The 24,518-nt window shown below is 63.9% G+C and carries 25 protein-coding genes; 13 read left to right on the top strand and 12 right to left on the bottom strand.

Going from position 1 to position 24,518, the window contains the following annotated elements; all coding sequences use genetic code 11:
• The first annotated feature begins 99 nt into the window (after positions 1-99).
• Positions 100-1,191 carry a diguanylate cyclase domain-containing protein gene (locus AC56QP_RS15240; protein WP_489859158.1) on the top strand — a complete coding sequence of 364 codons (1,092 nt, stop codon included), beginning with the start codon at positions 100-102 and terminating at the stop codon, positions 1,189-1,191.
• Between the two features lie 65 nt (positions 1,192-1,256).
• Here AC56QP_RS15240 and AC56QP_RS15235 read toward each other — a convergent pair whose 3' ends face one another.
• A complete protein-coding gene (locus tag AC56QP_RS15235; protein WP_489859159.1) occupies positions 1,257-1,979 on the bottom strand; it encodes an antitoxin Xre/MbcA/ParS-like domain-containing protein in 723 nt (240 codons plus the stop codon).
• A 393-nt stretch (positions 1,980-2,372) separates the two neighbouring features.
• On the bottom strand, positions 2,373-3,365 hold the full coding sequence (locus AC56QP_RS15230) for an adenosine kinase (RefSeq protein WP_256749085.1): 993 nt from the start codon (positions 3,363-3,365) through the stop codon (positions 2,373-2,375).
• Positions 3,366-3,635: 270 nt separating this feature from the next.
• On the opposite strand from AC56QP_RS15230, the gene AC56QP_RS15225 reads away from it, so the two are divergent.
• Together AC56QP_RS15225 and AC56QP_RS15220 are read left to right on the top strand one after the other, a co-directional pair.
• Positions 3,636-4,520, top strand: coding sequence for an EamA family transporter (locus tag AC56QP_RS15225; RefSeq protein WP_489859160.1), 885 nt, complete (start codon positions 3,636-3,638; stop codon positions 4,518-4,520).
• Positions 4,521-4,607: 87 nt separating this feature from the next.
• On the top strand, positions 4,608-5,306 hold the full coding sequence (locus tag AC56QP_RS15220; protein WP_489863594.1) for a sulfate transporter family protein: 699 nt from the start codon (positions 4,608-4,610) through the stop codon (positions 5,304-5,306).
• Positions 5,307-5,315: 9 nt separating this feature from the next.
• Here AC56QP_RS15220 and AC56QP_RS15215 read toward each other — a convergent pair whose 3' ends face one another.
• The 6 genes from AC56QP_RS15215 to AC56QP_RS15190 form a co-directional block, all read right to left on the bottom strand.
• Positions 5,316-6,119 (bottom strand): isocitrate lyase/PEP mutase family protein, encoded by an 804-nt coding sequence (locus tag AC56QP_RS15215; protein WP_489859161.1) that lies wholly within the window; start codon positions 6,117-6,119, stop codon positions 5,316-5,318.
• A gap of 79 nt (positions 6,120-6,198) precedes the next feature.
• Complete coding sequence (locus AC56QP_RS15210; RefSeq protein WP_497109055.1) at positions 6,199-6,366, bottom strand: hypothetical protein; 168 nt, start codon at positions 6,364-6,366, stop codon at positions 6,199-6,201.
• Positions 6,338-7,051 (bottom strand): hypothetical protein, encoded by a 714-nt coding sequence (locus AC56QP_RS15205; protein WP_497109054.1) that lies wholly within the window; start codon positions 7,049-7,051, stop codon positions 6,338-6,340. The genes AC56QP_RS15210 and AC56QP_RS15205 overlap by 29 nt, the downstream gene beginning before the upstream one ends.
• A 72-nt stretch (positions 7,052-7,123) precedes the next feature.
• A complete protein-coding gene (locus tag AC56QP_RS15200; protein WP_489859163.1) occupies positions 7,124-7,789 on the bottom strand; it encodes an HAD family hydrolase in 666 nt (221 codons plus the stop codon).
• A complete protein-coding gene (gene dut, locus AC56QP_RS15195; RefSeq protein WP_489859164.1) occupies positions 7,789-8,274 on the bottom strand; it encodes a dUTP diphosphatase in 486 nt (161 codons plus the stop codon). Before dut ends, AC56QP_RS15200 begins: the two co-directional genes overlap by 1 nt.
• 85 nt (positions 8,275-8,359) lie before the next feature.
• Complete coding sequence (locus AC56QP_RS15190) at positions 8,360-8,830, bottom strand: Lrp/AsnC family transcriptional regulator (RefSeq protein WP_091584325.1); 471 nt, start codon at positions 8,828-8,830, stop codon at positions 8,360-8,362.
• A gap of 114 nt (positions 8,831-8,944) precedes the next feature.
• On the opposite strand from AC56QP_RS15190, the gene AC56QP_RS15185 reads away from it, so the two are divergent.
• The 3 genes from AC56QP_RS15185 (at position 8,945) to AC56QP_RS15175 (ending at position 11,505) form a co-directional block, all read left to right on the top strand.
• Complete coding sequence (locus AC56QP_RS15185; protein WP_091584328.1) at positions 8,945-9,199, top strand: DUF6356 family protein; 255 nt, start codon at positions 8,945-8,947, stop codon at positions 9,197-9,199.
• Positions 9,200-9,214: 15 nt separating this feature from the next.
• Positions 9,215-10,012, top strand: a complete 798-nt coding sequence (locus tag AC56QP_RS15180; RefSeq protein WP_489859165.1) for a class II glutamine amidotransferase — start codon at positions 9,215-9,217, stop codon at positions 10,010-10,012.
• Between the two features lie 125 nt (positions 10,013-10,137).
• On the top strand, positions 10,138-11,505 hold the full coding sequence (locus AC56QP_RS15175; protein ID WP_489859166.1) for an amidase: 1,368 nt from the start codon (positions 10,138-10,140) through the stop codon (positions 11,503-11,505).
• On the opposite strand, the gene AC56QP_RS15170 is transcribed toward AC56QP_RS15175, so the two are convergent.
• Both AC56QP_RS15170 and AC56QP_RS15165 read right to left on the bottom strand, forming a co-directional pair.
• Positions 11,499-12,566, bottom strand: a complete 1,068-nt coding sequence (locus tag AC56QP_RS15170) for an NAD(P)/FAD-dependent oxidoreductase (protein WP_489859167.1) — start codon at positions 12,564-12,566, stop codon at positions 11,499-11,501. The genes AC56QP_RS15175 and AC56QP_RS15170 overlap by 7 nt on opposite strands.
• A 69-nt stretch (positions 12,567-12,635) precedes the next feature.
• Complete coding sequence (locus tag AC56QP_RS15165; protein ID WP_489859168.1) at positions 12,636-14,474, bottom strand: winged helix-turn-helix domain-containing protein; 1,839 nt, start codon at positions 14,472-14,474, stop codon at positions 12,636-12,638.
• A 202-nt stretch (positions 14,475-14,676) separates the two neighbouring features.
• On the opposite strand from AC56QP_RS15165, the gene AC56QP_RS15160 reads away from it, so the two are divergent.
• From AC56QP_RS15160 to AC56QP_RS15145, 4 genes are all read left to right on the top strand, one after another.
• The gene (locus tag AC56QP_RS15160) at positions 14,677-14,958 is read left to right on the top strand and encodes a DUF4242 domain-containing protein (protein WP_489859169.1); all 282 of its coding nucleotides are present in this window, start codon (positions 14,677-14,679) and stop codon (positions 14,956-14,958) included.
• A 16-nt stretch (positions 14,959-14,974) separates the two neighbouring features.
• On the top strand, positions 14,975-15,508 hold the full coding sequence (locus AC56QP_RS15155; RefSeq protein ID WP_489859170.1) for a hypothetical protein: 534 nt from the start codon (positions 14,975-14,977) through the stop codon (positions 15,506-15,508).
• Between the two features lie 85 nt (positions 15,509-15,593).
• Positions 15,594-15,845: a hypothetical protein gene (locus AC56QP_RS15150; protein ID WP_489859171.1), complete on the top strand. Its 252-nt coding sequence runs from the start codon at positions 15,594-15,596 to the stop codon at positions 15,843-15,845.
• 125 nt (positions 15,846-15,970) lie between these two features.
• Complete coding sequence (locus AC56QP_RS15145) at positions 15,971-17,563, top strand: peptide chain release factor 3 (RefSeq protein WP_489859172.1); 1,593 nt, start codon at positions 15,971-15,973, stop codon at positions 17,561-17,563.
• 84 nt (positions 17,564-17,647) lie between these two features.
• On the opposite strand, the gene AC56QP_RS15140 is transcribed toward AC56QP_RS15145, so the two are convergent.
• A complete protein-coding gene (locus tag AC56QP_RS15140; RefSeq protein ID WP_256749069.1) occupies positions 17,648-18,118 on the bottom strand; it encodes a VOC family protein in 471 nt (156 codons plus the stop codon).
• A gap of 220 nt (positions 18,119-18,338) precedes the next feature.
• Between AC56QP_RS15140 and ilvD the strand changes: the two genes are divergently transcribed.
• Positions 18,339-20,183 (top strand): dihydroxy-acid dehydratase, encoded by a 1,845-nt coding sequence (ilvD, locus tag AC56QP_RS15135; protein ID WP_489859173.1) that lies wholly within the window; start codon positions 18,339-18,341, stop codon positions 20,181-20,183.
• Between the two features lie 45 nt (positions 20,184-20,228).
• Here ilvD and AC56QP_RS15130 read toward each other — a convergent pair whose 3' ends face one another.
• The gene (locus AC56QP_RS15130) at positions 20,229-21,983 is read right to left on the bottom strand and encodes an ABC transporter ATP-binding protein (RefSeq protein WP_489859174.1); all 1,755 of its coding nucleotides are present in this window, start codon (positions 21,981-21,983) and stop codon (positions 20,229-20,231) included.
• A 153-nt stretch (positions 21,984-22,136) separates the two neighbouring features.
• Between AC56QP_RS15130 and AC56QP_RS15125 the strand changes: the two genes are divergently transcribed.
• Both AC56QP_RS15125 and AC56QP_RS15120 read left to right on the top strand, forming a co-directional pair.
• Positions 22,137-23,417 (top strand): amidohydrolase family protein, encoded by a 1,281-nt coding sequence (locus tag AC56QP_RS15125; protein ID WP_489859175.1) that lies wholly within the window; start codon positions 22,137-22,139, stop codon positions 23,415-23,417.
• 107 nt (positions 23,418-23,524) lie between these two features.
• A complete protein-coding gene (locus AC56QP_RS15120) occupies positions 23,525-24,505 on the top strand; it encodes a DMT family transporter (RefSeq protein WP_489859176.1) in 981 nt (326 codons plus the stop codon).
• The last annotated feature ends 13 nt before the right edge of the window (positions 24,506-24,518 follow it).

The raw sequence follows: 24,518 nt of genomic DNA, 5'->3' as shown, positions 1-24,518 counted from the left end.
ATAAGGGATTGATAAGATTCAACTGATATAGGGAACCTCTTGCCGACTTGCCGTAACGGCATCTACGGCGCGCTCAGACCGCCAAATGGGGGTGCGGCCATGAAGCATGACGGAGTTCCTGTATCCACGGTCGGCCTGGGAGCCGACCACGACGAGCGGCTGGACGCCCTGCTCAGCATCACCGGCCGCATGGACGGCTATCTCTACCGCTGCCGCAACGATGCATCCTACACCATGCTCTATATCAGCGATGGCGTTTTCACGGTCAGCGGCTTTCCGCCCACGGATTTCGTGCACAACGCCGTGCGCGACTATGTCTCTGCTATCCACCCGGACGACCTCGCCGCGGTCTATGCCGCCGTCGACGCCGCGCTCGAGGCGCGTTGCAACTGGAACGTCGACTACCGCATCGTGCCGAGGGTCGGCGAACCGCTCTGGGTTCGCGAGATTGGCGGCGGTGTCTGGGACGATGCCGGCGAACTCGAATTCCTGGAAGGCTTCGTCGTCGACATCAGCGACCGCAAGGTTGTCGAGGACCTCAACGCCCAGCTGCTCCTGGATCTGAAGGCAGCCAACGAGGAACTCTCGGCGCAAAAGCGCGAGATCGAGGTGGCGAAGCAGCAAAGCGACCATTCGGCCAACCACGATGCCTTGACCGACCTGCCCAACCGGCGCGCCTTCCACGACGAACTCAAATCGGTGGTCGCCCGCTGCGGCGCCACCGGCGAGGCGGCCGGTCTCCTGTTCATCGACCTCGACCGGTTCAAGGAAGTCAATGACACGCTCGGCCACGAGGCCGGCGATGCGCTGCTGCAGCGCGTGTCGAGCCAGCTTCGCTCGATCCTGCGCAGCGCCGATTTCGTGGCCCGGCTCGGCGGTGACGAGTTCGCCTTCCTGTTCTCCGGCGATGCCGATCTGGCACAGCAGAAGGCCGTGCGCGTCGCCGAACGCATCCTGGAAAGATTGCGGATCAAGGTTCCGACGCCGAATGGCGCCATCCAGGTCGGCTGCACCGTTGGCGTCGCCATGTATCCGGCGGAAGCCGCCGATTCCGAAGCGCTGATCGCGCTCGCCGACCGGCTGATGTACATCGGAAAAAAGAGTGGCCGCAACCGTCTGGTCACCGCCAGGGAAATGGCGCCGCAACAGCCATCGTCCGGGCCTCGCCAGCCAATTCGCAAGACGGCCTAGCGCCATCAAGGGCATGCATAGAAGCCCTTGATGCCGGCCAGGCCCGATTGGCGTCTACTCAGGCCTCAAGGCACTGGATCCGGCGCGAATGCACGCGCGGCGAGCACCACATCGTCGACCTGGTCCTGCCGCAGCAGGTCGATCGGGATGCGGCCGTCGAGCTGCGCCGAGGGGCGGGTCAGCCACAGCCACGCGAGCCTCGGATTACTGATCAGGGATAGCACCTCGCGGAGACCCGTCACCGGCCTGCCGTCGACGAACTGCGCCAGCGGGAAGACATGCTTGCGGCCGCCCTTGCGCAAGGCGACGACCTCGCCCCGCCTTTGCCAGCGATGCAATGTCGAGCGGGCGATGCGCAGGTTCTCCTCAAGATAGGTGGAGCCGGCGACCCGCCCGGCCCAGTCCTCGATCAGCATCGATTCGAGGTCGTCGGACTGGCTGCGCAGGGATGAAGAAACAGGCCCATCGATATCCGCCAGCGATGCCGCCGGCTGGCTTGTCGCGGTACCGGCCTCGCTGCGACGCGCGGCTTCCGCCGCCAGCGCGCGCACGAACTTCGACGCCAGGCCGGGAAGATCGGCATGGATGGCGTCGATGGCGCGCTGGTGCTTTGGCGACAGCAGGGTGACGGCGGAAGCTATGCTGCCGGCGATCTTGCCGACCGAGACCATGGTGGGCTTGTTGATGGCCTCGTCATAGTGGGCAAGCGCGCGTTCGACTCTCTCCGCGACCATATCCGCGAATTCGTCCTGCCCGATGCCGGTCGACTGGGTCTGGAATCTGTTCATGCATCTGTCTTTTTGGGCCGCGCGCGCTCCTCCCTCAGCCGCGGCCGAATGTTGAACGTCAGTGCGGAAAGCCGAAATCGCAGCGGCAACGGATGCAGCCGCCCGACAGCTTGCTGTCTTGCATTTTTTGACACCCCAACTGGCTATGGTGCCCCGAAATGTCAGTCGCGGGGGCCTCGATTGCGTGTAGGTGCGATGTGTGACAGCTGCGCGACGGTGAGCAGCGAGGCGCCTTCCCTTCTCCCCTTGTGGGAGAAGGTGGATTGGCGCACAGCGCCAAGACGGTTGAGGGGTGTTGGACGGGGCGCGGCTTTGCCAAGCTGGAGCACCCCTCATCCGACCCCGCTCCGCAGGGCCACCTTCTCCCACAAGGGGAGAAGGGAGAGCCTGCGCCTACAGCAGGCCCGCCTGCTCGGCCTCGCGGCGCAAATTCTGCCGCGGCCTCGGGCCGATCTGCTGGATCACCAATCCGGCCGCCAGTGAGCCAAGATCGCCGCAGGTCTTGAGGTCGCGGCCTTGGGTGTAGCCGTGCAGGAAACCGGCGGCGTAGAGGTCGCCGGCGCCTGTCGTGTCGACCAGCTCCCTGATCGAGGTCGCCTTGATGACCACGGTCTCGTCGCCGCGCACGATCACCGAGCCCTTTTCAGAGCGCGTCACGGCGGCGATCTTACAATCCTTGCGGATCTGCGCCAGCGCCTCGTCGAACGACGATGTCTGGTAGAGCGACTTGATCTCGTGGCTGTTGGCGAAAACGATGTCGACGGTGCCGGAGCGCATCAGGTCGAGGAACTCGTCCCGGTAGCGGTCGACGCAGAACGAATCCGACAGCGTCATCGACACTTCGCGGCCGGCCGCGTGCGCCAGTTTCGCCGTCTGCCGGATCGCTTCCTTGGCGCGCGGCGGGTCCCACAGATAACCCTCGAAATAGGTGACCTTGGCGCCAGAGGCCTTGTCGGCCTCGACATCCTCCGGCCCGAGTTCAACGCAGGCGCCGAGATAGGTGTTCATCGAGCGCTCGCCGTCAGGGGTGACGAAGATCATCGAGCGCGCCGTCGGCGGCTCGCCCTTGAGCGGCCTGGTGTCGAAGGCAACGCCCTGTGCATGAATGTCATGGGCGTAGATTTCGCCGAGCGCGTCGCTGGAGACCTTGCCGAAGAAGGCGGCACGGCCGCCGAAGCTGGCGACGCCGGCCGCCGTGTTGCCGGCGCTGCCGCCGGACGCTTCGATCGCTGGGCCCATGCGGCTGTAGAGCAGTTCGGCGCGCTCGGTGTCGATGAGGTTCATCGCGCCCTTGATGATGCCGTTGGTCTCGAGGAATTCCTCGTCGCACTGGGCGATGATGTCGACAATGGCATTGCCGATGCAAAGCACGTCATAATCCGGCATCAAAGTCTCCGCCAAGAACCCGAGCCGGCTTCCACACCGGCCGGGCGCGGGTGTAGCGATTCGCAACGGGTTTGCCTAGGGTGTGCTGATATTCGGGTGATTCCGGTCCGCGAACGGCGGACCCTGGAGCGCGACACGCCAGGCGCTACGACAATTCGACCGTGGCCGAAACATTTCATCGCCGCGTCGCTTACAAGCCGTGTTCAGCCGATCACGTCCCAAGGCGAACCAGTCCCCATGTCTACAAAGAACGGGCCGACAAAGAATGATATGACGACCGAGCTGGCACTGCTTGCCGTGCTGGCGGTGCTCTGGGGCGCGTCCTATACCTTCATCAAGATCGGCGTCGAGACGATCCCGCCGATCACGTTCATTGCCGCCCGCACCTTGATCGCGGGTGGTATCCTGCTCGCCATCATCCGCTGGCGTGGCCTCGCCATGCCGAGCGATGCCGCAAGCTGGCGCCGTTTCGCCTTCCAGGCCTGCCTCAACAGCGTCGTACCGTTCACGCTGATCGCCGCGGCCGAGCGCTCGGTCGACGCCGGCCTTGCCACCATCCTCAATGCGACCTCGCCGATCTTCACCTTCCTGTTGACCGCGCTCATCACCCGCCATGAGCCGGTGACGTTGCGCAAGCTGCTTGGCGTCGGCGCCGGCATAGCCGGCATCTGCCTCATCATCGGCACCGAGGCGCTGGGTGGCCTCGGTCACCAGCTCTGGGCGCAGCTTGCCATCGTCGCGGCAACGATCTGCTATGCCGGTGCGGCGATCTTCGGCCGCGGCTTCAAGGGCCTCGATCCGATGCTCCCGGCGGCCGGCTCGATGCTCTGCGGCGCAATCATGCTCGTGCCGCTCAGCCTTGTGGTTGACCAGCCATGGACGCTGGCACCGTCGATGGCGTCGATCCTGGCCTTGCTCGGCCTTTCCGTCTTCTCGACCGCATTGGCCTTTGTCATTTATTTCCGCCTGATCCACACGCTGGGCTCGGTTGGCACGACGTCGCAAGCCTATCTGCGCGTGCCGATCGGTGTCGGCATCGGCGCCCTCTTCCTCGGCGAAAGCCTGGGTTCGACGGCATGGCTGGGAATGGCCTTTGTTGTCGCAGGCGTCGCCGCCATGACCATCCCGATGCGAAAGCCGGCGCTCGCTCGATAGCCATTGGCTTGTGCTCGCGTCCTGCGCTGCCTATCTCGGGAGCGTCCGCCCGCTCGGCGGTGTCCGTTGACCTGGGGTTCAAGCACGGTGATCTTCGACGCTGCTCGCACTGCGGCCCTTGAGCTGCTCTCGCCTCCGTTTCGTGCCGTGTTCCTGAAGACGTTGGGCTTGACCCTGCTGGCGCTGGTCGCCCTGTGGTTCAGTTTGACCAGTCTTGTCGAGTGGCTGGCCCTGCCATGGCTCCACGCGCTGTTGCCCGGCATGCCCTCCTGGGCCGGCTGGCTGGGCGGCATCATCGCCGCCATCGCCCTTGCCTTCGGCATGGCGTTGCTCATCGCCCCGGTGACGGCTGTTATCGCCGGCCTGTTTCTGGACGATGTCGCCGAAGTGGTCGAGCGCACCGACTATCCCGACGATCGACCGGGACGCGCCATGCCGGCGCTGCGGTCGCTGGTGCTGTCGATGAGATTCCTGGGCGTCGTCATCCTCGGCAACATCGTCGCCCTGCTGCTTCTCCTGGTGCCGGGCATCAACATCGCCGCCTTCTTCATCGTCAACGGCTATCTGCTCGGGCGTGAGTTCTTCGAATTCGCCGCCATGCGCTTTCGCCCGGAGGCAGAGGCCAGGGCCTTGCGCAGGCACTATGCCGGCACGGTGTTTCTCGCCGGGTTGGTCATATCGGCCTTCCTCGCCGTGCCGCTGCTCAACCTGGTGACGCCACTGTTCGCCGCCGCCCTGATGGTGCATCTGCACAAGGCGATATCGGCCCGCGCAAGCCGCCAGTGACCGCAAGCGTCAGGCGACGGGTTCAGCGAAAAGCGCCTGCAATTTGCCGAACGGCATGGCGGCGCGGGTGAAGCCGAACGTGCCGTCCTGCTGGATCTCACGCGCCGCCGTCTCCAGCATGCCATAGGCGAAATTGGTCAGCCATGGCCCGAGCGAAATCCGCTTGACCCCGGCCATGGCAAGATCGGCGATGGTGAAGCCCGGTCTCGCCATGACATTGACCGGCTTGCCGACCGCCGAGCAGACCGTGCGGACCATCTCGACATCGCCAATGCCTGGCGCATAGAGCACGTCGGCGCCGGCTTTCTCGAAGGCTTGCAGCCGCTTGATGGTGTCGTCGAGGTCGGACTTGCCCCACAGGAAATTCTCGGCGCGCGCCGTGAAGACGAAATCGTGCTTCAGCGCCCGTGCCGCCTCCGCCGCCGCCGCGACGCGCTCGACCGCGTGCGAGAAATCATAGATCGGCTTGTCCGGGTCGCCGGTGTGGTCCTCGATCGAGCAGCCGGCAAGGCCGGCCGCGTCCGCCGCGAAGATGGTTTCGGCGGCCTGCTCGGCGCTGTCGCCCTTGCCGCGTTCGAGGTCAGCGGAAACCGGCAGGCTGGTCGCGGCCGTCACCTCGCGGCAATGGTGGATCATCGCCTCGAAGGTCACGGCGCCATCCGGCAGGCCGCGCGAAAAGGCAAAGCCGGCGCTGGTCGTCGCCAGCGCCTTGAAGCCGAACGAGCCCAGCAGCTTCGTCGTACCGACGTCCCAGGGATTTGGCATGACGAAGGTCGAGGCATGCAGGTCACGAAAGATCTTGCCCTTGTCCATGGTAGTTCCCCATCATGTGCGGTGTGGTGGAGCGGAATTTATCCTGCCGTCCTCGGTCGGGCAAACGAATGCGATCGGTTCAGAAGCGTTTGGCGTTCTCTGCTGACAAACGTTCGAACGCGTCGGAATCTTTGACGTAGCGCGATGTCTTCTTGTCCCAGCGATAGGTGACGGAAATCTTGTGCGATGAAGCCTTTGGTGGCGCCTCGTCGCAGCTTTCACCGCTCGGCACCGTGGCGTCGGTCACCGTCGCCTTGATCGCGGCATAAGGCTTGTCGGAGATCGACTGGAAGGCGATATCCTGCGTGCGCTTGTAGGCGCACAGGTTCTCGTCGAACGTATAGATCGTGTCGATCAGCTCGAACCGGTCGTTGCGAACCATGATCAGTGGCGTGCTCACATAGCCCTGATCTCGAATTGAAATGCGTGCTCATGGTGATGAGCAAATCGTCGTTGGGGCTGAGGGAAAGCTTGCCCGGATCACGGAAATAGGTGCTGCGGTCGACGGCGACATTGACGGCGTCGAGCAGTCTCGGCCTGGCCGTGATGTCATAGAGCGCAAGCACCGCATAGCCCTCGGCGCTGTCGGGAGAGTCGCCGAGATCGAACAGCATCGCCAGCCGATCCTTGCCGCCGGCCTTGATGTCGAGCACCGCTGCGTTGGGGAGGCTCGACGCCTCGGGCGGCGAACCGCCGCTATCGGGTCCCTCGATGTGGCGCATGTCGATCGGCGACCCACCCTTGTAGAAACCGTCAATGTCCGCCCTCAGGTCGGGGATGACCATCCTGGCCAGATCGAGATAGGTGACGTCCTTGTGGCCGGGCACCGCGCTGCCGAGTTCCGGGAAGCTGACGGCTTGCGCGCCGGCTGCCGTCCATAGAAACGGCAGCAGCACAAGAGCGAGAACGAAGCGAAGCAGGGTGGGTTTCATGCGGGGCCTCGAATTGGCGGCGCCAAGCTAGCACGGACAATCGAGGCGTACAGCCGCGAGCTGACGATCGGATCAGTGGATCGGCACCAGTCCGGCGAGTTCGCGCATGTCGTCGAACAGGATGCCGCCGGCCTGGACCAGCCCATCGCGGTCGGAATAGGGATCGCCATGATAGGAAAACACCCGCATGCCGGCGGCAATGCCGGCCTGCGTTCCGGCGACGCTGTCCTCGATGACGATGCAGTCGGCGGGCGCAAAGCCCATCGTCTTCGCCGCATGCAGGAACAGGTCGGGAAATGGCTTGCCGCGCCCAACCATGGTCGAACTGAACAGCGCGTGTTCGAACAGCGGCAACAGCCCGGTCTGACCAAGCGTGATGTGCATCTTCGACACCCTGGCCGAGGTGGCGACGCAATAGGCGATGCCGGCCGCGCGCACCACTTCGATGAAGTCGTGGACGTAAGGGATGGCCTCGACCCCGTGGGCGAACAGGTCGGGCAGGCCGGCATTCCAGCGATCGACGAAATCGGCGCCGAGCCTGACGCTGGTCTCTGCCTCGATCTCCTTCTGCACCGATGCCATGCTGCGACCGGAGAAGTTCTTGCGGCAATATTCGAAGCTTGTCGGATAACCGGCAGCGGTCAGCCATTCGGCGAGGCGTCGATTGGCGAGGTTCTCGGTATCGACCAGGATCCCGTCGCAGTCGAAGATAACGAGTTTTGGCAGGACCCCATGCATCAGGCGGTGCCGGTCGATCCGAACCCGCCCGAGCCACGTGCCGTTCCGCCGGCCAAGGTGCGTTCTTCCACCGCTGCCTGCGTCACCGCCGCGAAAACGATCTGGGCGATGCGCATGCCGCGCGTCACGGCGAAGTCCTCGTCGCCGAGATTGATCAGCAGCACCTTCACCTCGCCGCGATAGTCGCTGTCGATGGTGCCGGGTGTGTTGAGAACGGTAAGGCCATGCTTGAAGGCAAGGCCCGAACGTGGCCGCACCTGGCCTTCCATGCCTTCCGGAATTTCAAGGATCAGCCCGGTCGGCACTAAAGCGCGTTTTCCCGGTAGGATCAGCAACGGCCGGTCGTCGGGCACCGCGGCCCGCAAATCCATGCCGGCGGCGCCGGTGCTTTCATAGTCGGGGAGGGGAAGCCCATCACCGTGCGGCAACCTGACGAAGCCGACGGTCGGACCGATGACGGAGGGAGTGTGGAGAGCTGCGCGCATAAAATCGATCCTATCGGCGCGAACCGCGATTCGGTCAACTCAACCGCAATGCTATCAACGGCTTTCTTTGTGGCATCACCGTGATCTAGCGCAGTTCCATCGGAACGACCGTTGTTTCCTTGATCTCCTCCATCACGAAGGAAGCGGAAACGTCCGACAGCGCCACCTTGGCGATCAGTCGCTGGTAGAGGCGGTCATAGGCCTTCACGTCGGCGACGCGGGCGCGCAGCACATAGTCGAGGTCACCGGACATGCGATAGACGCCGGTGATCTCGGGAAGGCCGGTCACCGCCGCCCGGAACTTCTGCAACCAGTCCGGATCGTGGTTGGACGTGCGGATCAGGATGAACACCGAAAGGCCAAGCCCGAGCTTGTCGGCGTCGACCAGCGCCACCCGCCCGGTGATGACACCATCCTCCTCAAGCCGCTTGACCCGGCGCCAGCAGGCATTGCGCGACAAGGCCACCCGTTCCGACAGCTGGTCGACGGAGAGTGTGCCGTCGCGTTGCAATTCAGTCAGCAATTTTCGGTCGATTTCGTCGATTTCCAGCGCCATGTGGGATGTTTGTCCCATGAAGTGGCCAAATACAAGGACATTTTGAGACCAATGAACCTGCGAAGCATGTCAGGATGCTCATCATCAGGAACTCAAGCGCTGAAGGGGACCAGCATGTCGGCAGGGCTCGCAAGGATTTTCACCTCTCATCCGGCCAAGGTCGGCGAAACCTATTTCGGCCATATGGCCTTTGCCGCCTGGTTCTCGTCGCGGTTGCTGATGGCGGCGGGTGCCGCGCTCGTTCACGCTTTCTTGCCATTTCTGTTTGAGACTACCGCCAGCCGAATCGTTCGCGAGCTTTACGAGCGGACGCACAACAGAGGCAAACACGCGATCAAGGAGCCCGCTGCTCTCATGGATCGCGCCTAGAGAACGGTTGATGCGATGTGCCGGTGGGCGGCCTATCTTGGTGAAGCAGTCTTCCTCGAAGACATCCTCACGGCGCCCTGTCACTCGCTGATCGCCCAGAGCCATTGCGCCCAGGAAGCGAAATCGCCGACCAATGGCGACGGCTTCGGCCTCGCCTGGTATGGCGACCGGCCCGAACCGGGGCATTATCGCGATATCCTGCCGGCCTGGTCGGACCCCAATCTGAAAAGCCTCTGCCGGCAGATCAAGTCCGGCCTGTTCCTTGCCCATGTGCGGGCGTCCACCGGCGGCGCCACCAGCCGCATGAACTGCCATCCCTTCATCTCGGGCCGCTGGTCGTTCATGCACAATGGTCAGATCGGCGGCTTTGAAAAGATCCGCCGGGCGTTGGAGAACTCGCTCTGCGATGCCGTCTTCGACCAGCGCGAAGGCACCACCGATTCCGAATTGTTCTTCCTGCTGCTGATCGACGAAGGACTGGCCACCGATCCGCAAGGTGCCGTGTCCCGTGCCACCAGCCGCGTCCTCGAAGCCTCGCGCCGCGCCGGTCTCGAACCGGCGCTGAAGCTCACCGCCGCCTTCTCGGATGGGCAGGCGCTGCATGCGGTGCGCTATGCCACCGACGCCCACGCGCCGACGCTCTACACCTCCGTCTTGCGCAGGGGCGGCCGCTGCATCGTTTCCGAACCCTTCGATCGCGAGGGCGGCGACTGGCAGGCGATCCCGCCGTCGAGCTTCGTCACCATGACCAGGGATGGCATCACCATTCGCCCCTTTGCCCCTGCCGCGGCGAAGCTGGCGCTGGTCGGATAGTCCCAGGCCCAGCTGCACAATCCCGATCAAGCGCAGCCGATGCTCGAATGCTCAACTTGGCTTGAAGTCGCGCCGCCGTCCGCCATCTTGATCAGGGCGAGTGCGGCCAAGCCGGAGCCTTGAGCATGGACATCGTCTTTTCCTCAACCATAGATCTCGCCGCCGCGATCGCCACGCGGAAAATCTCCGCCGTGGAAGTGCTCGACGCGCATCTGGCGCGGATCGACAGGCACAATGGGGCGGTCAACGCCGTCATTTCGCTCGACAGGCAAGGGGCTCGCGAGCGCGCCAAGAAGGCGGACGCGGCGCTGGCGCGTGGCGAGGCGCTCGGGCCACTGCACGGCGTGCCGTTCACTTTGAAGGACATGCACCAGACATCTGGCATGAAAACCACGGTCGGCTTTCCGCCCTTCGCCGACTATGTCGCGAGGCACGACAGTCCGGTCGTCGCCCGGCTGAAGGCGGCCGGCGGCGTGCTGATGGCCAAGACCAACGTCGCAACCATGCTGTCGGACTGGCAGTCGAACAATCCGTTGTTCGGCCGCACTGGCAATCCTTGGAATCTCCAGCGCACGGCGGGTGGCTCCAGCGGCGGTGCGGCGGCGGCGCTTTGCGCCGGGATGACGCCGTTCGATGTCGGCACCGACATGCAGGCTTCGATCCGCCTGCCGGCTGCTTTCTGCGGCGTCTATGGGCTCAAACCGACGGAGCATCGTGTCTCGCTGGCTGGCGCCTTCCCCGATCCAGATGGTGCCGCGCGCAGCGTGCGGCTGATGTCCTGCCTCGGCCCGCTGGCACGCAGCGTGGAAGATTTATCGTTGATCTATCAGATCATCGCCGGGCCGGATGGGAGCGATACCGATCTTGCGCCGGTGCCGGTCGAAGCCATGCCAAAGCTCGACCTCAAGACCTTGCGCATCGCCGTCGCGCCGTCCTTTCCAGGCTTCCCGGTGGCCGGCGATATCAGTGCCGCGCTCGAAAGTCTCGCAAGGCAGCTGCAATCGGCAGGTGCGATCATCGAGGAAGCGAAACCGCCCAAGCTCGATCTGCACGACGATCTGGAGCAGGGCGGCGCGTTGATCGGCATGATGATGGAAGCCGCGCAGCCGCCGGAGCAACCGACGCCGGTATCGCGCTGGTTCGAGGCGCTCGCCCGTCGCGACCAATCCACTCTCGCCTGGGACCGGTTTTTCGAAAGCTGGGACGCCTTGCTTTGCCCGGTCGCCATGACCACGGCCTTTCCGCATTGCAAGCCGGGCACGCCGATCAAGGTCGACGGCAAGGAGCAGAGCTACTGGCTGCTGCCCGCCTATGGCGCGGCCTTCAACTACAGCGGTCATCCCGCGCTTTCCATGCCGTGCGGGCAGGACAGCGACGGCCTGCCGATCGGACTGCAACTGGTCGGCAAACGCTGGTCGGAGTCGCGGCTGCTCGGCATTGCGGGGGCGATCGAGCCGCTCACCAGCGGTTTTCGCCGTCCGCCGGGCTATTGAGCGAAGCGCGACAACCCGTATGGGGCAAGCAGCGGGTCGCGCTCGCCGTCGAGGATTTCCCGCGCGGCGAACAGGCCGACGGCCGGCGCCAGCGTGATGCCCGAATGCATGACCGCGACGTAAAGGCCGTCCATGCCCTCGGCGCGGCCGACGATCGGAAAGCCGTCGATCGGCGTCGGCCGGTAACCGACCGTGTGGAAATCCAGCTCCAGCCCGTCGCTGCCGCGCAACATGGCTTTCATGGCCGAAAACAGCTCGCGGGCGGTGGCTTGCGGATCCATGCCGGGATCGGCGCCGCCGAAATCCGAGCCTGCGATGATGCGGCCCTCCGCCGTCTGGCGCATGTGCAGCCGTTCGGCCAGCACCAGCCCGTTGAGCAGTTTTTCGTAAGGCCGCGAATGGACGATCAGCCCGGGCGGTGTCTCGATCGGCAGGTTGATGCCGGCCGTCGCGGCAATATCCGGCGAGCCGACGCCGGCCGCGATCACCACCTCGTCGGTGGCAATCAGGCCGTGCGATGTGTCGACACCGGTAATCTTGCCGTCCGTTTGGACCAGCGCCGTGACCGTGCTGGCGATGATCCGCGCCCCGCGCCGTTCGGCGTCAGCCAGCAACGCTTTCGTGGCCGCGACCGGCTCAGCAACACCCTCCTCGGCGACATGCAAGGCGAAATCCGGAAGCTCCGTGAGATTGGGCTCGATGCGCGTGGCGGCGGCACGATCGACGCGCTCGATGCCATAGCCCCAGGATGAATGCTCTGCGGCATAGGTTTCCATATCGGCCGCCGACAGATCCCAGCATAGGCCGCCGCACCAGGTGAGCGGCAGGCCTGGCAGGTCCCGCGCCAGTCGCGACCATTCGGCCATGGCGCGCGTGCGCAGCCGGAAATACGGCTCCGGATTGCCCCAGCTGGCATTGATCCAGGCAAAAGAATTCGGCGTCGCGACGCCGCCGGCAGCACTGTCGGCGATCACCGTCACCCGCGCGCCCGCCTTGCTTAGATGCCACGCGATGGAGGCACCGATGATGCCGGCGCCGATGACGATGATTTTCTTGCTCATGCTGGTCCTCTGCCGAATGGGCATCTTCTGATGACATCACGGCGGGCATATCTCAATAGGGGGGAAGGCTCATCCACCTGGATGCGTTCTCGGCAATGGTTGTGCCGCTTCTTTCGTCGCGCCAGCGAGCAGCGTCCGCAGCTCGTCGCACCGCCTCAGCAGCCGTGGCGAGTCGACTTTCCTTGCGACCGCCAGGACGGTGCCAAGCTCCAGCTCGGCGCCCGTGTGATCGCCCAGTTGAATAAGCAAAACTGCCAGCGACAGCCGGGCATCGGCGGCATTGATCGGCGAACCGATCTCGTTCCAGCGCGCGCAGGCGACTTGCAGTTCTTGGGCGGCTTCGGCCAATCGGTCTTCCCGTGTAAAGAGCTCGGCCTTGGCCACCGCCGTGAGCGCCCGGATCGATGCCATCGGCCAGCGTTGCGGCTGCTTTTCCAGCTCGGCGATGACCTCCTTCGCGCGCTCCGGCCGACCCGTCCGTGCCGCCACCTTGGCCAGCGTGGCGAGAATGAGACCCTTGCGCTGAAGGGTCGGCCAGCCGTTCCCGACAAGGGATCGCTCGAGAGAGGCGAAAGCAGCCTCGGCCTGTCCCTGCTCCAGTTGCAGGAGCGCAAGGCCGGGCTGGGGGTCCCAGCCCGCGGCATGGGACGCGCGATAGGCCGATTCCGCCTCGGCGAGATCTCCGGCGGAGAGATGAATGTCGCCAAGAACGCGCAATGCATCGCCCGTCGCCCAGGGCGCGTCCAGGGCAAGCTGTTCGAGAGCCGCGCGCACCAGTGCCTCGGCCTCCTTCAGCGTGCCATGCACCCCGAGCACCTCGGCCCGATGCAGCCGGCACGAGCCGGACAGGTCCTCGAGCCCATGTCCCTTGCACCAGCTTTCATAGCCGAGCGTCCACTGGTTGGCTCTCGCCCAGTCGCCGAAATTCCGGCAGGCCCAAAGAATGTTGCAATAGAGGATACCGCCAACGATCGGATCGATGTCGCTGGACAGGCCGAGGGCGGCTGCGAAGTCCTGGTCTTCTTCACCTGACTTGGTTTCGCCGAGGCAAAGCTTGAAGAAGCCGCGATAGATCAGGCCGAGCGATTCAACGACAGGATCTTCGAGATGTTTGCCAACTTCGAAGGCTTGCTCGGCCAGCGCCAGCGCCTGCTCTGGCTCGGCTTCCGCTCCCATGATGCGCGCGCCCATCCAGCACCAGAGGCCGTGTTCCCGGCTATCGGTGGCGGTGCCTATCAAGGCTGCCGCGCGCTGATGCCAACCCTTGGCGACCGCAAGCTCTCCCCGCTCCAGGTGTATTCGCGCGAGCGTGATTGCCGGAGCAGCCGCACGTGACCCCTGCGCTGCAATGCTGTATGCCCTCACCGCGCGCGTCAGCGGTGGAATGGCTTCGGCCGGCCGCCCCATGCATTCCAGAGCCAGCGCCCATTCCTCGAGATCGGCGGTGAGCAGTTGGTCGGCTGCGTCTGCCGCGGCGAACGAAGCCGCGGCCTCGCGCCATTTCCTGGCAGAAGCCGCCGCCCGCGCGGCCAGAATCGGCGACCCGAGGTTGGGGGACTGTGCAATCGACGGGCTGGCGAGACTCAACCTGTGTTCAAAAGTGGCTGGCGGATCGAGGCAGATCCGGTAGCCGAACCGCGGCAGGTTGCGTAGCGCCGTTTCCATACCGCCTTGGCGCAGAACGCTGCGAGCAAGGCTGGCCACACGCTGTAGCGAGGCCTCGGTCACGGTGACGCCCGGCCACAGCGTTTCGAGCAGTTCGTCCTTGCTCAAGGCCCGGTCCTTGTGACGCAGAAGGATGGCAAGGAAATCGAACACCAGAGGCTGCACGTCGATCTCTCTGTCGGCGAGACGAAGGCCGCGAGAATCCTCGTTCAGCTCGAAATTGCCGAAGCAATAAACTCCCATCGGCAGAATTCCCTCCAGCGATAGTGGCAAAGGATCAGGAGAAGATAAGGGCGGCGTAAGGACTGTCGGCCACCCCTCCTGTCATTCTCCGTCTGCCTGGCGAGCCAAGCTGCACTTTAACGCAGCAGCCCCAGGGATGTCACCGGCAGCGACATGGTCGCCCGTCCGGCGGCATTTGAACCCCAGACAAGGAGACTACGAAATGCACAAGTACATCATCGAAAGGGAAATTCCCAAGGTCGGCACTTTCGAGCACGAGCAGCTTCGCGATGCGTCCAAGGCCTCGAACGCCGTCCTCGCCGAACTCGGCCCGGAAATTCAGTGGGTCGAATCCTTCGTCGCCGACGACAAGACGTTCTGCGTCTATCTCGCCAAGGACGAAGCGATCATCCAGCGCCACGCCAAGATGAGCGGATTCCCGGCGACGAAGATCACACAGGTCAAGCGCCTGTTCGATCCGATGACGGCGCACGCCAGCGCCTGACGCGGAGGGACGGGCCGTGAAACTCTTCGCAAATCTCATCCTCGGCACGGCGTTGTCCGCCGGCATTTGGGCCTCCGCGCTCGCCTGCGGCTCCGCGGATGTCCATGATACGCCCGACCCGGTGCTCAACCGGTCCCGGGAAATGGCGGCCAAGTACCTCAACATCGAGGTCGCCAAGGCCGAGGGCTACCAGCAACTCTTCGAATGCACGACGCATGACGAGCACGGCACGATGGGTGTTCACTTCATCCATCCCGGCCGTGCCGGCGACGGCAAGCTGGTGCTCGGTGAGCCGGACGTGCTGACCTACGAGCCGGAATCCGATGGCACCATGCAGCTCGTTGGCATGGAGTACATCGTCTTCGAGAAGGACTGGAAGGACAAGGGCGTTCCCGAGTTCCTCGGCCGCACCCTCCAGCGCAAGACGACGGTGGGTGTCCACCCAGTGGACCCCTACTACGAGCTTCACGTCTGGCATTGGCGGCACAATCCGGCCGGCATGTTCGCCGACTGGAACCCGTATGTGAGCTGCGTACACGACCAGTCCTGAAGCAGGCGATGCGCTGCACTTTTTTGGGAGGGTCATTGCATGGCCCTCCCAATCATCCATCGATCAAACAAAAGGAAACCTGACCATGTCAGTTCTTCGTACAGCAACGGAATTCATCGTTGATCAGCCGGCCACCGGGCGCTCCTTCGCACTGGCCATCGCAATATACCGCCGTGGCCTTCGTGCCCTGGCCCGTATCATCCGCATTCGCGGAGATCGGGCATGGGTTGAGGACTTGCCGGACTATCTGTTGCGCGACATCGGCATCGGTCGCTCCGAAATCTCTTCAGTCATCCGCTCCGGCAGCAAGGATGGTCGTGATCGTCTGTGGATTTGAAAGTCGCGGTTTCATTGCCAATTTTCCCTGGTCACAGAGGCGGTCCCGGACCAATCCGGCCAAATCTGTTCGACAGGCCTCAAATGCGCTGCTAGAAGCCCGCGCCACAGACAGGATTCCAAAAATTGGCTGAAGACATCGAACAGGCGGTATCCCGCCGCCGCACCTTCGCGATCATCGCGCACCCGGACGCCGGCAAGACGACGCTGACCGAAAAGCTGCTGCTGTTCGGCGGCGCCATCCAGCTTGCCGGCGAGGTCAAGGCCAAGAAGGACAAGATCCAGACCCGGTCCGACTGGATGAAGATCGAGCGCGAGCGCGGCATTTCGGTCGTCACGTCGGTGATGACCTTCGAGTATGAGGACAATGTCTTCAACCTGCTCGACACGCCCGGCCACGAGGATTTCGCCGACGACACCTATCGCACGCTGTCGGCGGTCGACAGCGCCGTCATGGTCATCGACGCCGCCAAGGGTATCGAGCCGCGCACGCTGAAACTGTTCGAGGTCTGCCGGCTGCGCGACATCCCGATCATCACATTCGTCAACAAGATGGACCGCGAAAGCCGCGATCCGTTCGAGATACTCGACGAGATCGAGCAGAAGCTGGCGCTGGATACCGCACCCATCACCTGGCCAATCGGCCGCGGCAAGACGTTCTCCGGCACCTATCACCTGGCGCTGAACGCGGTCCGCAAGCGCGACGACGAGAAGGAGCGCACACCGGTCAACGGTCCCGATTCCAACCGCGTCGCCGGCCTTTTGCCGGAAAACGAGCGCGAGGCCTTCATCGAGGAACTGGAGCTCGCGCGCGAAGCCTGCCGCCCGCTCGACATCGACGCCTTCCGCGAAGGCCACCTGACGCCGGTCTATTTCGGCTCGGCGCTGCGCAACTACGGCGTCCGCGACCTGATCGAGGCGCTCGGCGCCTATGGGCCGCCGCCGCGTGCGCAGGAGGCCGACACCCGCAAGGTCGAGGCGACCGAGGACAAGATGACCTCGTTCGTGTTCAAGATCCAGGCCAACATGGATCCCAACCATCGTGACCGCATCGCGTTCGTGCGCGTCTGCTCGGGCAAGCTCGAGCGCGGCATGAAGGCCAAGCTGGTGCGCACGGGAAAGCCGATGTCCTTGTCGGCGCCGCAATTCTTCTTTGCCCGCACCCGCGTCACCGCGGACGAGGCGTTTGCCGGCGATGTCGTCGGCATTCCCAACCACGGCACGTTGCGCATCGGCGACACGCTGACCGAGGGCGAGGAAATCCTGTTCCGCGGCGTGCCGAATTTCGCGCCGGAAATCCTGCGCCGTGTCCGTTTGGGCGATGCGATGAAGGCCAAGAAACTCAAGGAAGCGCTGCACCAGATGGCCGAGGAGGGCGTCGTGCAGCTGTTCTCGCCCGAGGACGGCTCGCCGGCCATCGTCGGCGTCGTCGGCGCCCTGCAGCTCGATGTCTTGAAGGAGCGGCTGAACTTCGAATACACGCTGCCCGTCGAATTCGAGATGTCGCGCTTTTCGGTCTGCCGCTGGATCTCGGCCGACGACAAGGCCGAGGTGCTTCGCTTCATCGAGGCGCATCGTGGCGACATCGCCCGCGACCTCGACAACGACCCGGTGTTCCTCGCCCAGCACGCCTTCTCGCTCAACTACGAAGCCGAGCGCTGGAAAGCGATCCGCTTCGCCACGATCAAGGACTATCAGGTTCGCGACAGGGCGGCATAGGCGCCAGTTTTTCCTTCTCCCCGTTCACGGGGAGAAGGTGCCCGAAGGGCGGATGAGGGGCAGCGCCGAGCTTGAAGGCTTCCCTCAGCCTCTGGCTGCCTCTTCGATCTTGGCGATGTCGATCTTGCCCATCTGCATCATGGCATTCATCGCCCGGCCGGCCTTGGCCCGGTCGGCATCCCCGAGCAGGCGCGGCAGCTGTTCCGGCACGACCTGCCAGGAGACGCCGAACTTGTCCTTCAGCCAGCCGCAAGGGCCGGGTTCGCCGCCGCCCTCGGTGAGCCTGCTCCAGAAATGATCGACTTCTTCCTGAGTCTTGCAGTCGATCGACAGCGAGATCGCCTCGGTGAACTTGTATTGCGGCCCGCCGTTGAGCGCCAGGAACGGGACGCCGTCGAGCTCGAACGAGGCCACCAGCACCTGGCCTTCAAGAGCGTGGCCCTTGGGCCAACGCGTTACGCTCAGCTCCTTGGAATTCTTGAAGATGGACATGTAGTGGTTCATCGCCTCTTCGGCCTGGCCGTCGAACCACAGGAAGGTGGTGATCTTTTGCATGCGTCTCTCCTTGGTGCGGATTTCCGGTTGGTGTCGATCTGGTTACGGCCCAAGGACGTTGTGACGGAGCGTGATCCGACAGCGGCCGCGATTTTTTGTGACAAATCTGGCGCATTGCAAAATTGTGGCCAGACCAGGCTTCGGCGTCTATAACGCCTGCGGTCCGAATTCAGTGCCGTCACGCTCCAGTCGAGCGCGGCCAGCCACCTAAGGAAAATTCATGCCTGCCTATCGCTCCCGCACCACCACCCATGGCCGCAACATGGCCGGCGCCCGTGGCCTCTGGCGCGCCACCGGCATGAAGGATTCCGATTTCGGCAAGCCGATCATCGCTGTGGTCAACTCCTTCACCCAGTTCGTGCCGGGCCATGTCCATCTCAAGGACCTCGGCCAGCTGGTCGCGCGCGAGATCGAAAAGGCCGGCGGCGTCGCCAAGGAATTCAACACCATCGCCGTCGATGACGGCATCGCCATGGGCCATGACGGCATGCTCTATTCGCTGCCGTCGCGTGAGCTGATCGCCGATTCCGTCGAATACATGGTCAACGCCCACTGCGCCGACGCCATGGTCTGCATCTCCAATTGCGACAAGATCACCCCCGGCATGCTGATGGCGTCGCTGCGCCTCAACATCCCGACCGTCTTCGTTTCCGGCGGCCCGATGGAAGCCGGCAAGGTGGTGCTGGCCGGCAAGACGCAGGCGCTCGACCTGGTCGATGCCATGGTCGCGGCCGCCGATGACAAGATCTCCGATGAGGACGTCAAGATCATCGAGCGCTCGGCCTGCCCGACCTGTGGTTCCTGCTCGGGCATGTTCACCGCCAACTCCATGAACTGCCTGACAGAGGCGCTTGGGCTGTCGCTGCCCGGCAATGGCTCGACGCTGGCGACGCATGCCGACCGCAAGCGCCTGTTCGTCGAGGCCGGCCACCTGATCGTCGATCTGGCCCAGCGCTATTACGAGCAGGATGACGAGACGGCGCTGCCGCGCAACATCGCCTCCAAGGGCGCCTTCGAGAACGCCATGACGCTCGACATCGCCATGGGCGGCTCGACCAACACCGTGCTGCACATCCTGGCCGCCGCGCATGAGGGCGAGGTCGACTTCGATCAGGACGACATCGACGCGCTGTCGCGCAAGGTGCCGGTGCTGTGCAAGGTTGCTCCCGCCAAGGCGGATGTGCACATGGAGGACGTCCACCGCGCCGGCGGCATCATGGCAATCCTCGGCCAGCTCGACAATGCCGGCTTGATCAACCGCGACCTGCCGACGGTGCATACCCGAACGCTGGGTGAGGCGCTCGACCATTGGGACATTTCCCGCACGACCAGCCAGAACGTCCGCGATTTCTTCCTCGCCGCTCCCGGCGGCGTGCCGACTCAGGTCGCCTTCAGCCAGGATCGCCGCTGGGACGAGCTCGACCTCGATCGGGAAAAGGGTGTCATCCGCTCGGCGAAAACACCTTTCTCGAAAGACGGCGGCCTCGCCGTGTTGAAAGGCAATCTGGCGCTCGACGGCTGCATCGTGAAGACCGCCGGCGTCGACGAATCGATCCTGAAATTCACCGGCCCGGCCCGCGTGTTCGAAAGCCAGGACGCCAGCGTCAAGGCGATCCTGTCCAACGAGATCAAGGCCGGCGATGTCGTCGTCATCCGCTACGAGGGGCCGCGCGGCGGGCCTGGCATGCAGGAAATGCTCTATCCAACCAGCTATCTGAAGTCGAAAGGCCTCGGCAAGGCCTGCGCGCTGGTCACTGATGGCCGTTTCTCCGGCGGCACATCGGGCCTGTCGATCGGTCACGCGTCGCCGGAAGCCGCCGAAGGCGGCACGATCGGGCTGGTGCAGGAGGGCGACACGATCGAGATCGATATCCCCAACCGCACCATCCGCCTTGCCGTCGACGATGCCGAACTCGCCACCCGGCGGGCGGCGATGGAGGCAAAGGGCGCGTTGGCCTGGAAGCCCGAGGAAAAGCGCAAGCGCAAGGTGACGACGGCGCTACGCGCTTATGCGGCTATGGCGACCAGCGCGGCCAAGGGCGCGGTCAGGTTCGTGCCGGAGTAGCGTTTTTTCCTTCTCCCCCAGCGGGAGAAGGAAGAGGCCCTGCCCCTACGGCATCAGCTGATACTCATAAAGCTTCTGGTAGAGCCCGCCTTGCTTGAGCAGGGACCGGTGCGGGCCGCTCTCCACCACCTTGCCGGCTTCCAGCACCACGATCGTGTCGGCCTGATGCACGGTCGACAGGCGGTGCGCGATGACGATCGTCGTGCGCCCCTCCGTCAACTGCTGCAGCGCGTCGCGGAACAGCGCTTCCGATTCGGCGTCGAGTGCGCTGGTCGCTTCGTCCAAAAGCAGGATCTCGGCATCGCGCAGCATGGCGCGTGCGATCGAGATGCGCTGGCGCTGGCCGCCGGACAGCAGGCCGCCATTCTCCCCGACATCCGTCTCGTAGCCCTTCGCCTGCGCCATGATGAAGTCATGCGCGTTGGCGGCCTTGGCGGCGGTGATCACTTCCGCGTCGGTCGCGTCCTGGCGCCCGAGCTTGATGTTGTGCATGATCGTGCCGGCGAACAGGAATGTGTCCTGGCTGACATAGGCGATCTTTTCCCGCAGCGACGCGAGCGTTGCGTGAGAGATGTCCTGGCCGTCGAACATCACCTTGCCGCCCTGCGGGTCGTACATGCGCATGATCAGGTTCAAGATCGTCGACTTGCCGCTGCCTGAAGGTCCGACCAGCGCCGTCATCTTGCCGGGCGCGAGGGTCAGGTCGAACCGGTCCAGCACCGGCGGGCCGTTCTGGTAGGCAAAGCTGACCGTATCGAACCGGATCTCGCCCGGCCCGTCCAGAAGCGGCTTCGCATCCGGCTTCTCGGCCAGCGTCAGCGGTTCGTCGGCGAGCTGGAACATCATGCGCACGCCGACAATGCCGCTTTCCAGGGAGATGCGGACGCGCGCGAGGCGCTTTGCCGGTTCGTAGGCAAGCAGCAGCGCCGCGATGAAGGCCATGATGTTGCCCGGCAACTGGCCTCCCTGCAGAACCAGGAAGCCGCTGACCATGACGGCACCGGCGATCGCCAGCCCGGCCAGGGTCTCCATCACCGGGCTGGTCACCGCTTCCAGCGCAGCGATGTTGTTGGCGCGATCCTCGACGTCCGACACCGCCTTGTACATGCGCTTGCGCATCAAACCTTCGAGGTTGAAGGATTTGACCACGCGCACGCCGATTGCGGTTTCCTGCATTACCTGCACGATCTGGCCGACCGAGCGGAATTCCATTGCAGCGAACTTGCGGACACGCTTCAGGATGCGGTTGACGCTGTAGATAGCCAAGGGGCCGACGACGAAGCAAATCAGCGATAGCGCCGGCTGCTGCACCACCATGACCAGCACGAGGACAATCAAGGTCACCAGATCCCGCGCATAGGACGTGACCACGAGGTCGAGCACATTGCGTGCCGCCTGGGCATTGTTGGTCATGCGGGTGATCAGGTCGGACGAGGAGGTGGAATGATAGAATTCGATGCCCTGCGCGAGAATCCGATCGTAGATCTTGCGCTGCCGTTCGGCGATGATGGCGTTGCCGACCCGGCTCATGAAATAGGCCTGGACGAAATTGGCGATGCCCTTGACGATGAAGATCGCGGCAACCGCCATCGCAATCATGTTGACGCGATCGATCCTTTTGTCGATCACGAATTCATTGGTGATTTCACGCAGGATCCAGGCGCTGGCGCCCGTCATGCCGGCCACCACCAGCATCGACACTATGGCGGCGCCGTATCCGAACATATGCTGTCGGAAGGATTCCCTGACCAACCTCGCAACGAGGCGCTGGTTCTCCGTCGAGCGGAAGAAACGAAACAAACGGCTGATCCTTGAAACGGGACGACGAAGGCGGCTTATAGAGGGAGTTGCGGCGAGATGGAACCGTCGGCAGCGGTGGCAAAGAAACCGCTGCGGCAAGCTGTCTTTTGCGACACGATGGAACGGGTGATTCTTCGAGCGGGATGACGACAGATGGATTTCGACCTTATCGTTCGCGGCGGCACGCTGCCTGATGGCGCCACTGCCGACATCGGCATCAGCGGCGAGACGATCATGGCGATCGAGCCGACATTACAAGGCTCCGCGCGGACCGAGGTCGACGCCCGTGGCAATCTGGTCTCGCCGCCCTTCGTCGATCCGCATTTCCACATGGACGCGACACTGTCCTACGGCATCCCGCGCATCAATGCGTCGGGCACGCTGCTCGAAGGCATTTCGCTGTGGGGCGAATTGAAGCCGCTCCTGACGCATGAAGCGGTGCGCGACCGCGCGCTTGCCTATTGCGACTGGGCGGTGTCGATGGGCCTGCTCGCCATCCGTACCCATGTCGATGTCTGCGACGACAGGCTGCTGGCGGTCGAGGCTCTGCTCGACGTCAAGAAAACGATCGCCCCTTACATCGATCTGCAATTGGTGGCCTTTCCACAGGACGGATTCTATCGCTCGCCGACAGCGCGCGAAAACACTGTCCGCGCGCTCGACCTGGGCGTCGACATCGTCGGCGGTATTCCGCATTTCGAGCGCACCATGGCCGACGGCACGCGCTCGGTGACCGAACTCTGCGAGATCGCGGCCAGGCGCGGCTTGATGGTCGACCTGCATTGCGACGAGACCGACGATCCGCTGTCGCGTCATATCGAGCAGTTGGCCTACGAGACGCAGCGCCTTGGGCTGCAGGGCAGGGTGGCGGGATCGCACCTCACCTCGATGCATTCGATGGACAACTACTATGTCTCGAAGCTGCTGCCGCTGATCGCCGAAGCCGGAGTTTCGGCTATTCCCAACCCGCTCATCAACATCATGCTGCAGGGCCGCCACGACACCTTCCCGAAGCGCCGCGGCCTGACCCGGGTCAAGGAGATGCTGGCGCTCGGCATCCGCGTCGGCTGGGGCCAGGATTGCGTGCTCGACCCCTGGTATTCGCTGGGCACGGCCGACATGCTCGATGTCGCCTTCATGGGCCTGCATGTTGCCCAGATGTCGAGCCCGGCCGACATGGCGCGCTGCTTCGACATGGTCACCAATGTCAACGCATCGATCATGGGTCTCGATCATCTGGGTCTCGCGGTCGGCAAGCGCGCCAGCCTGGTCGTTCTCGATGCCGGCAATCCTGTCGAAGCCTTGCGCCTGCGCGCCGAGCGCATCTGTGTCATCGCCAGGGGCAAGGTGGTGGCGGAGCGGACGAGGCAGGATACGCGGCTTTCGATCGATGGAAGGCCGGCGGCGGTGAACCGCAGGCACAAAGCCACGTAGGCCCAGCCGATTTCCGGTTCTGGTCTCGCCGGTTTCCCGAATTCTCCTCGTCAAAGCGGCTGCTTCCGTCTACGACGCGGCTTACCAAGGGAGGAATCGGGATCGGCATGACGCAGCCCGTGGCGCAGAATTCCACAATCAGGAACGTGCTTTTGGCCGGCATTCTGCTGATGCTGGCCGGCGACTTCCTGTTTGCGCTGAACGATGCGATGGGCAAATGGCTGGTCGCCAGCTTCTCCGTCGGCCAGGTGGTGCTGATCCGTTCGATCGGCGCCTTCTTCGTGCTTGGGCCGATGATCGCCCATCAAGGCACGGCCAAGCTGTTCCGCATGGAGAGGCTCGAACTGCAGATCTTGCGCGTCGTCATGACCACGCTGGACACCGCGCTGTTCTATGCCGCCGTCGTCTATCTGCCGCTCGCGGATGTGATGAGCTTCTATATGGCCGGGCCGATCTATGTCGCGGCACTCTCGCACCTCTTGCTCGGCGAAAAGGTCGGCTGGCGCCGCTGGATGGCGATCCTTCTCGGCTTCTGCGGTGTGCTGATCATGCTGAAGCCATCCTCGGCGGCGTTCTCGCTGTCGTCGAGCTTCGCGCTGGTCGGCAGCATCGCCTTCGCCTTCGCCATTATCCTCAATCGCCGGCTGCGCGGCACCAGCGACACCAATCTGGTGACGTGGCAGACCATCGGCTCGCTGGTCGTTGGCGGTGTCCTGACCATCGGCGCCTGGCAGACGCCGTCGGCGCTTGATTTCGGCGCCATGCTGCTTCTCGGCATCGTTTCTTGCGGGGCGCATCTGATGATCACCAGGGCGCTCAAGCTGGCCCCGGCCTCGACGCTGGCGCCGTTGCATTACACGCTGCTCTTGTGGGCGGTGGTGTTCGGACTGGTGTTCTTCGGCGATGTTCCAGGCCCGCGCATCTTGATCGGCTCGGGCATCGTCGTGCTGGCCGGCCTGTTCATCTTCCACCGCCAGAAAGTGGTCGAGACCACGGTGCCGCCCGAAAACGTGCCGAAGGGCGTGAATTCATGCCTGTCGCCCAAAAGTGCGCAGCGGTTTTGGGATAACGACATGCACAAGCAATGACTGAAAGCGCGAC

Source organism: Mesorhizobium sp. RCAM 05104 (genome assembly GCF_059683645.1).
This window is presented reverse-complemented; position numbering and strand designations above follow the sequence as displayed.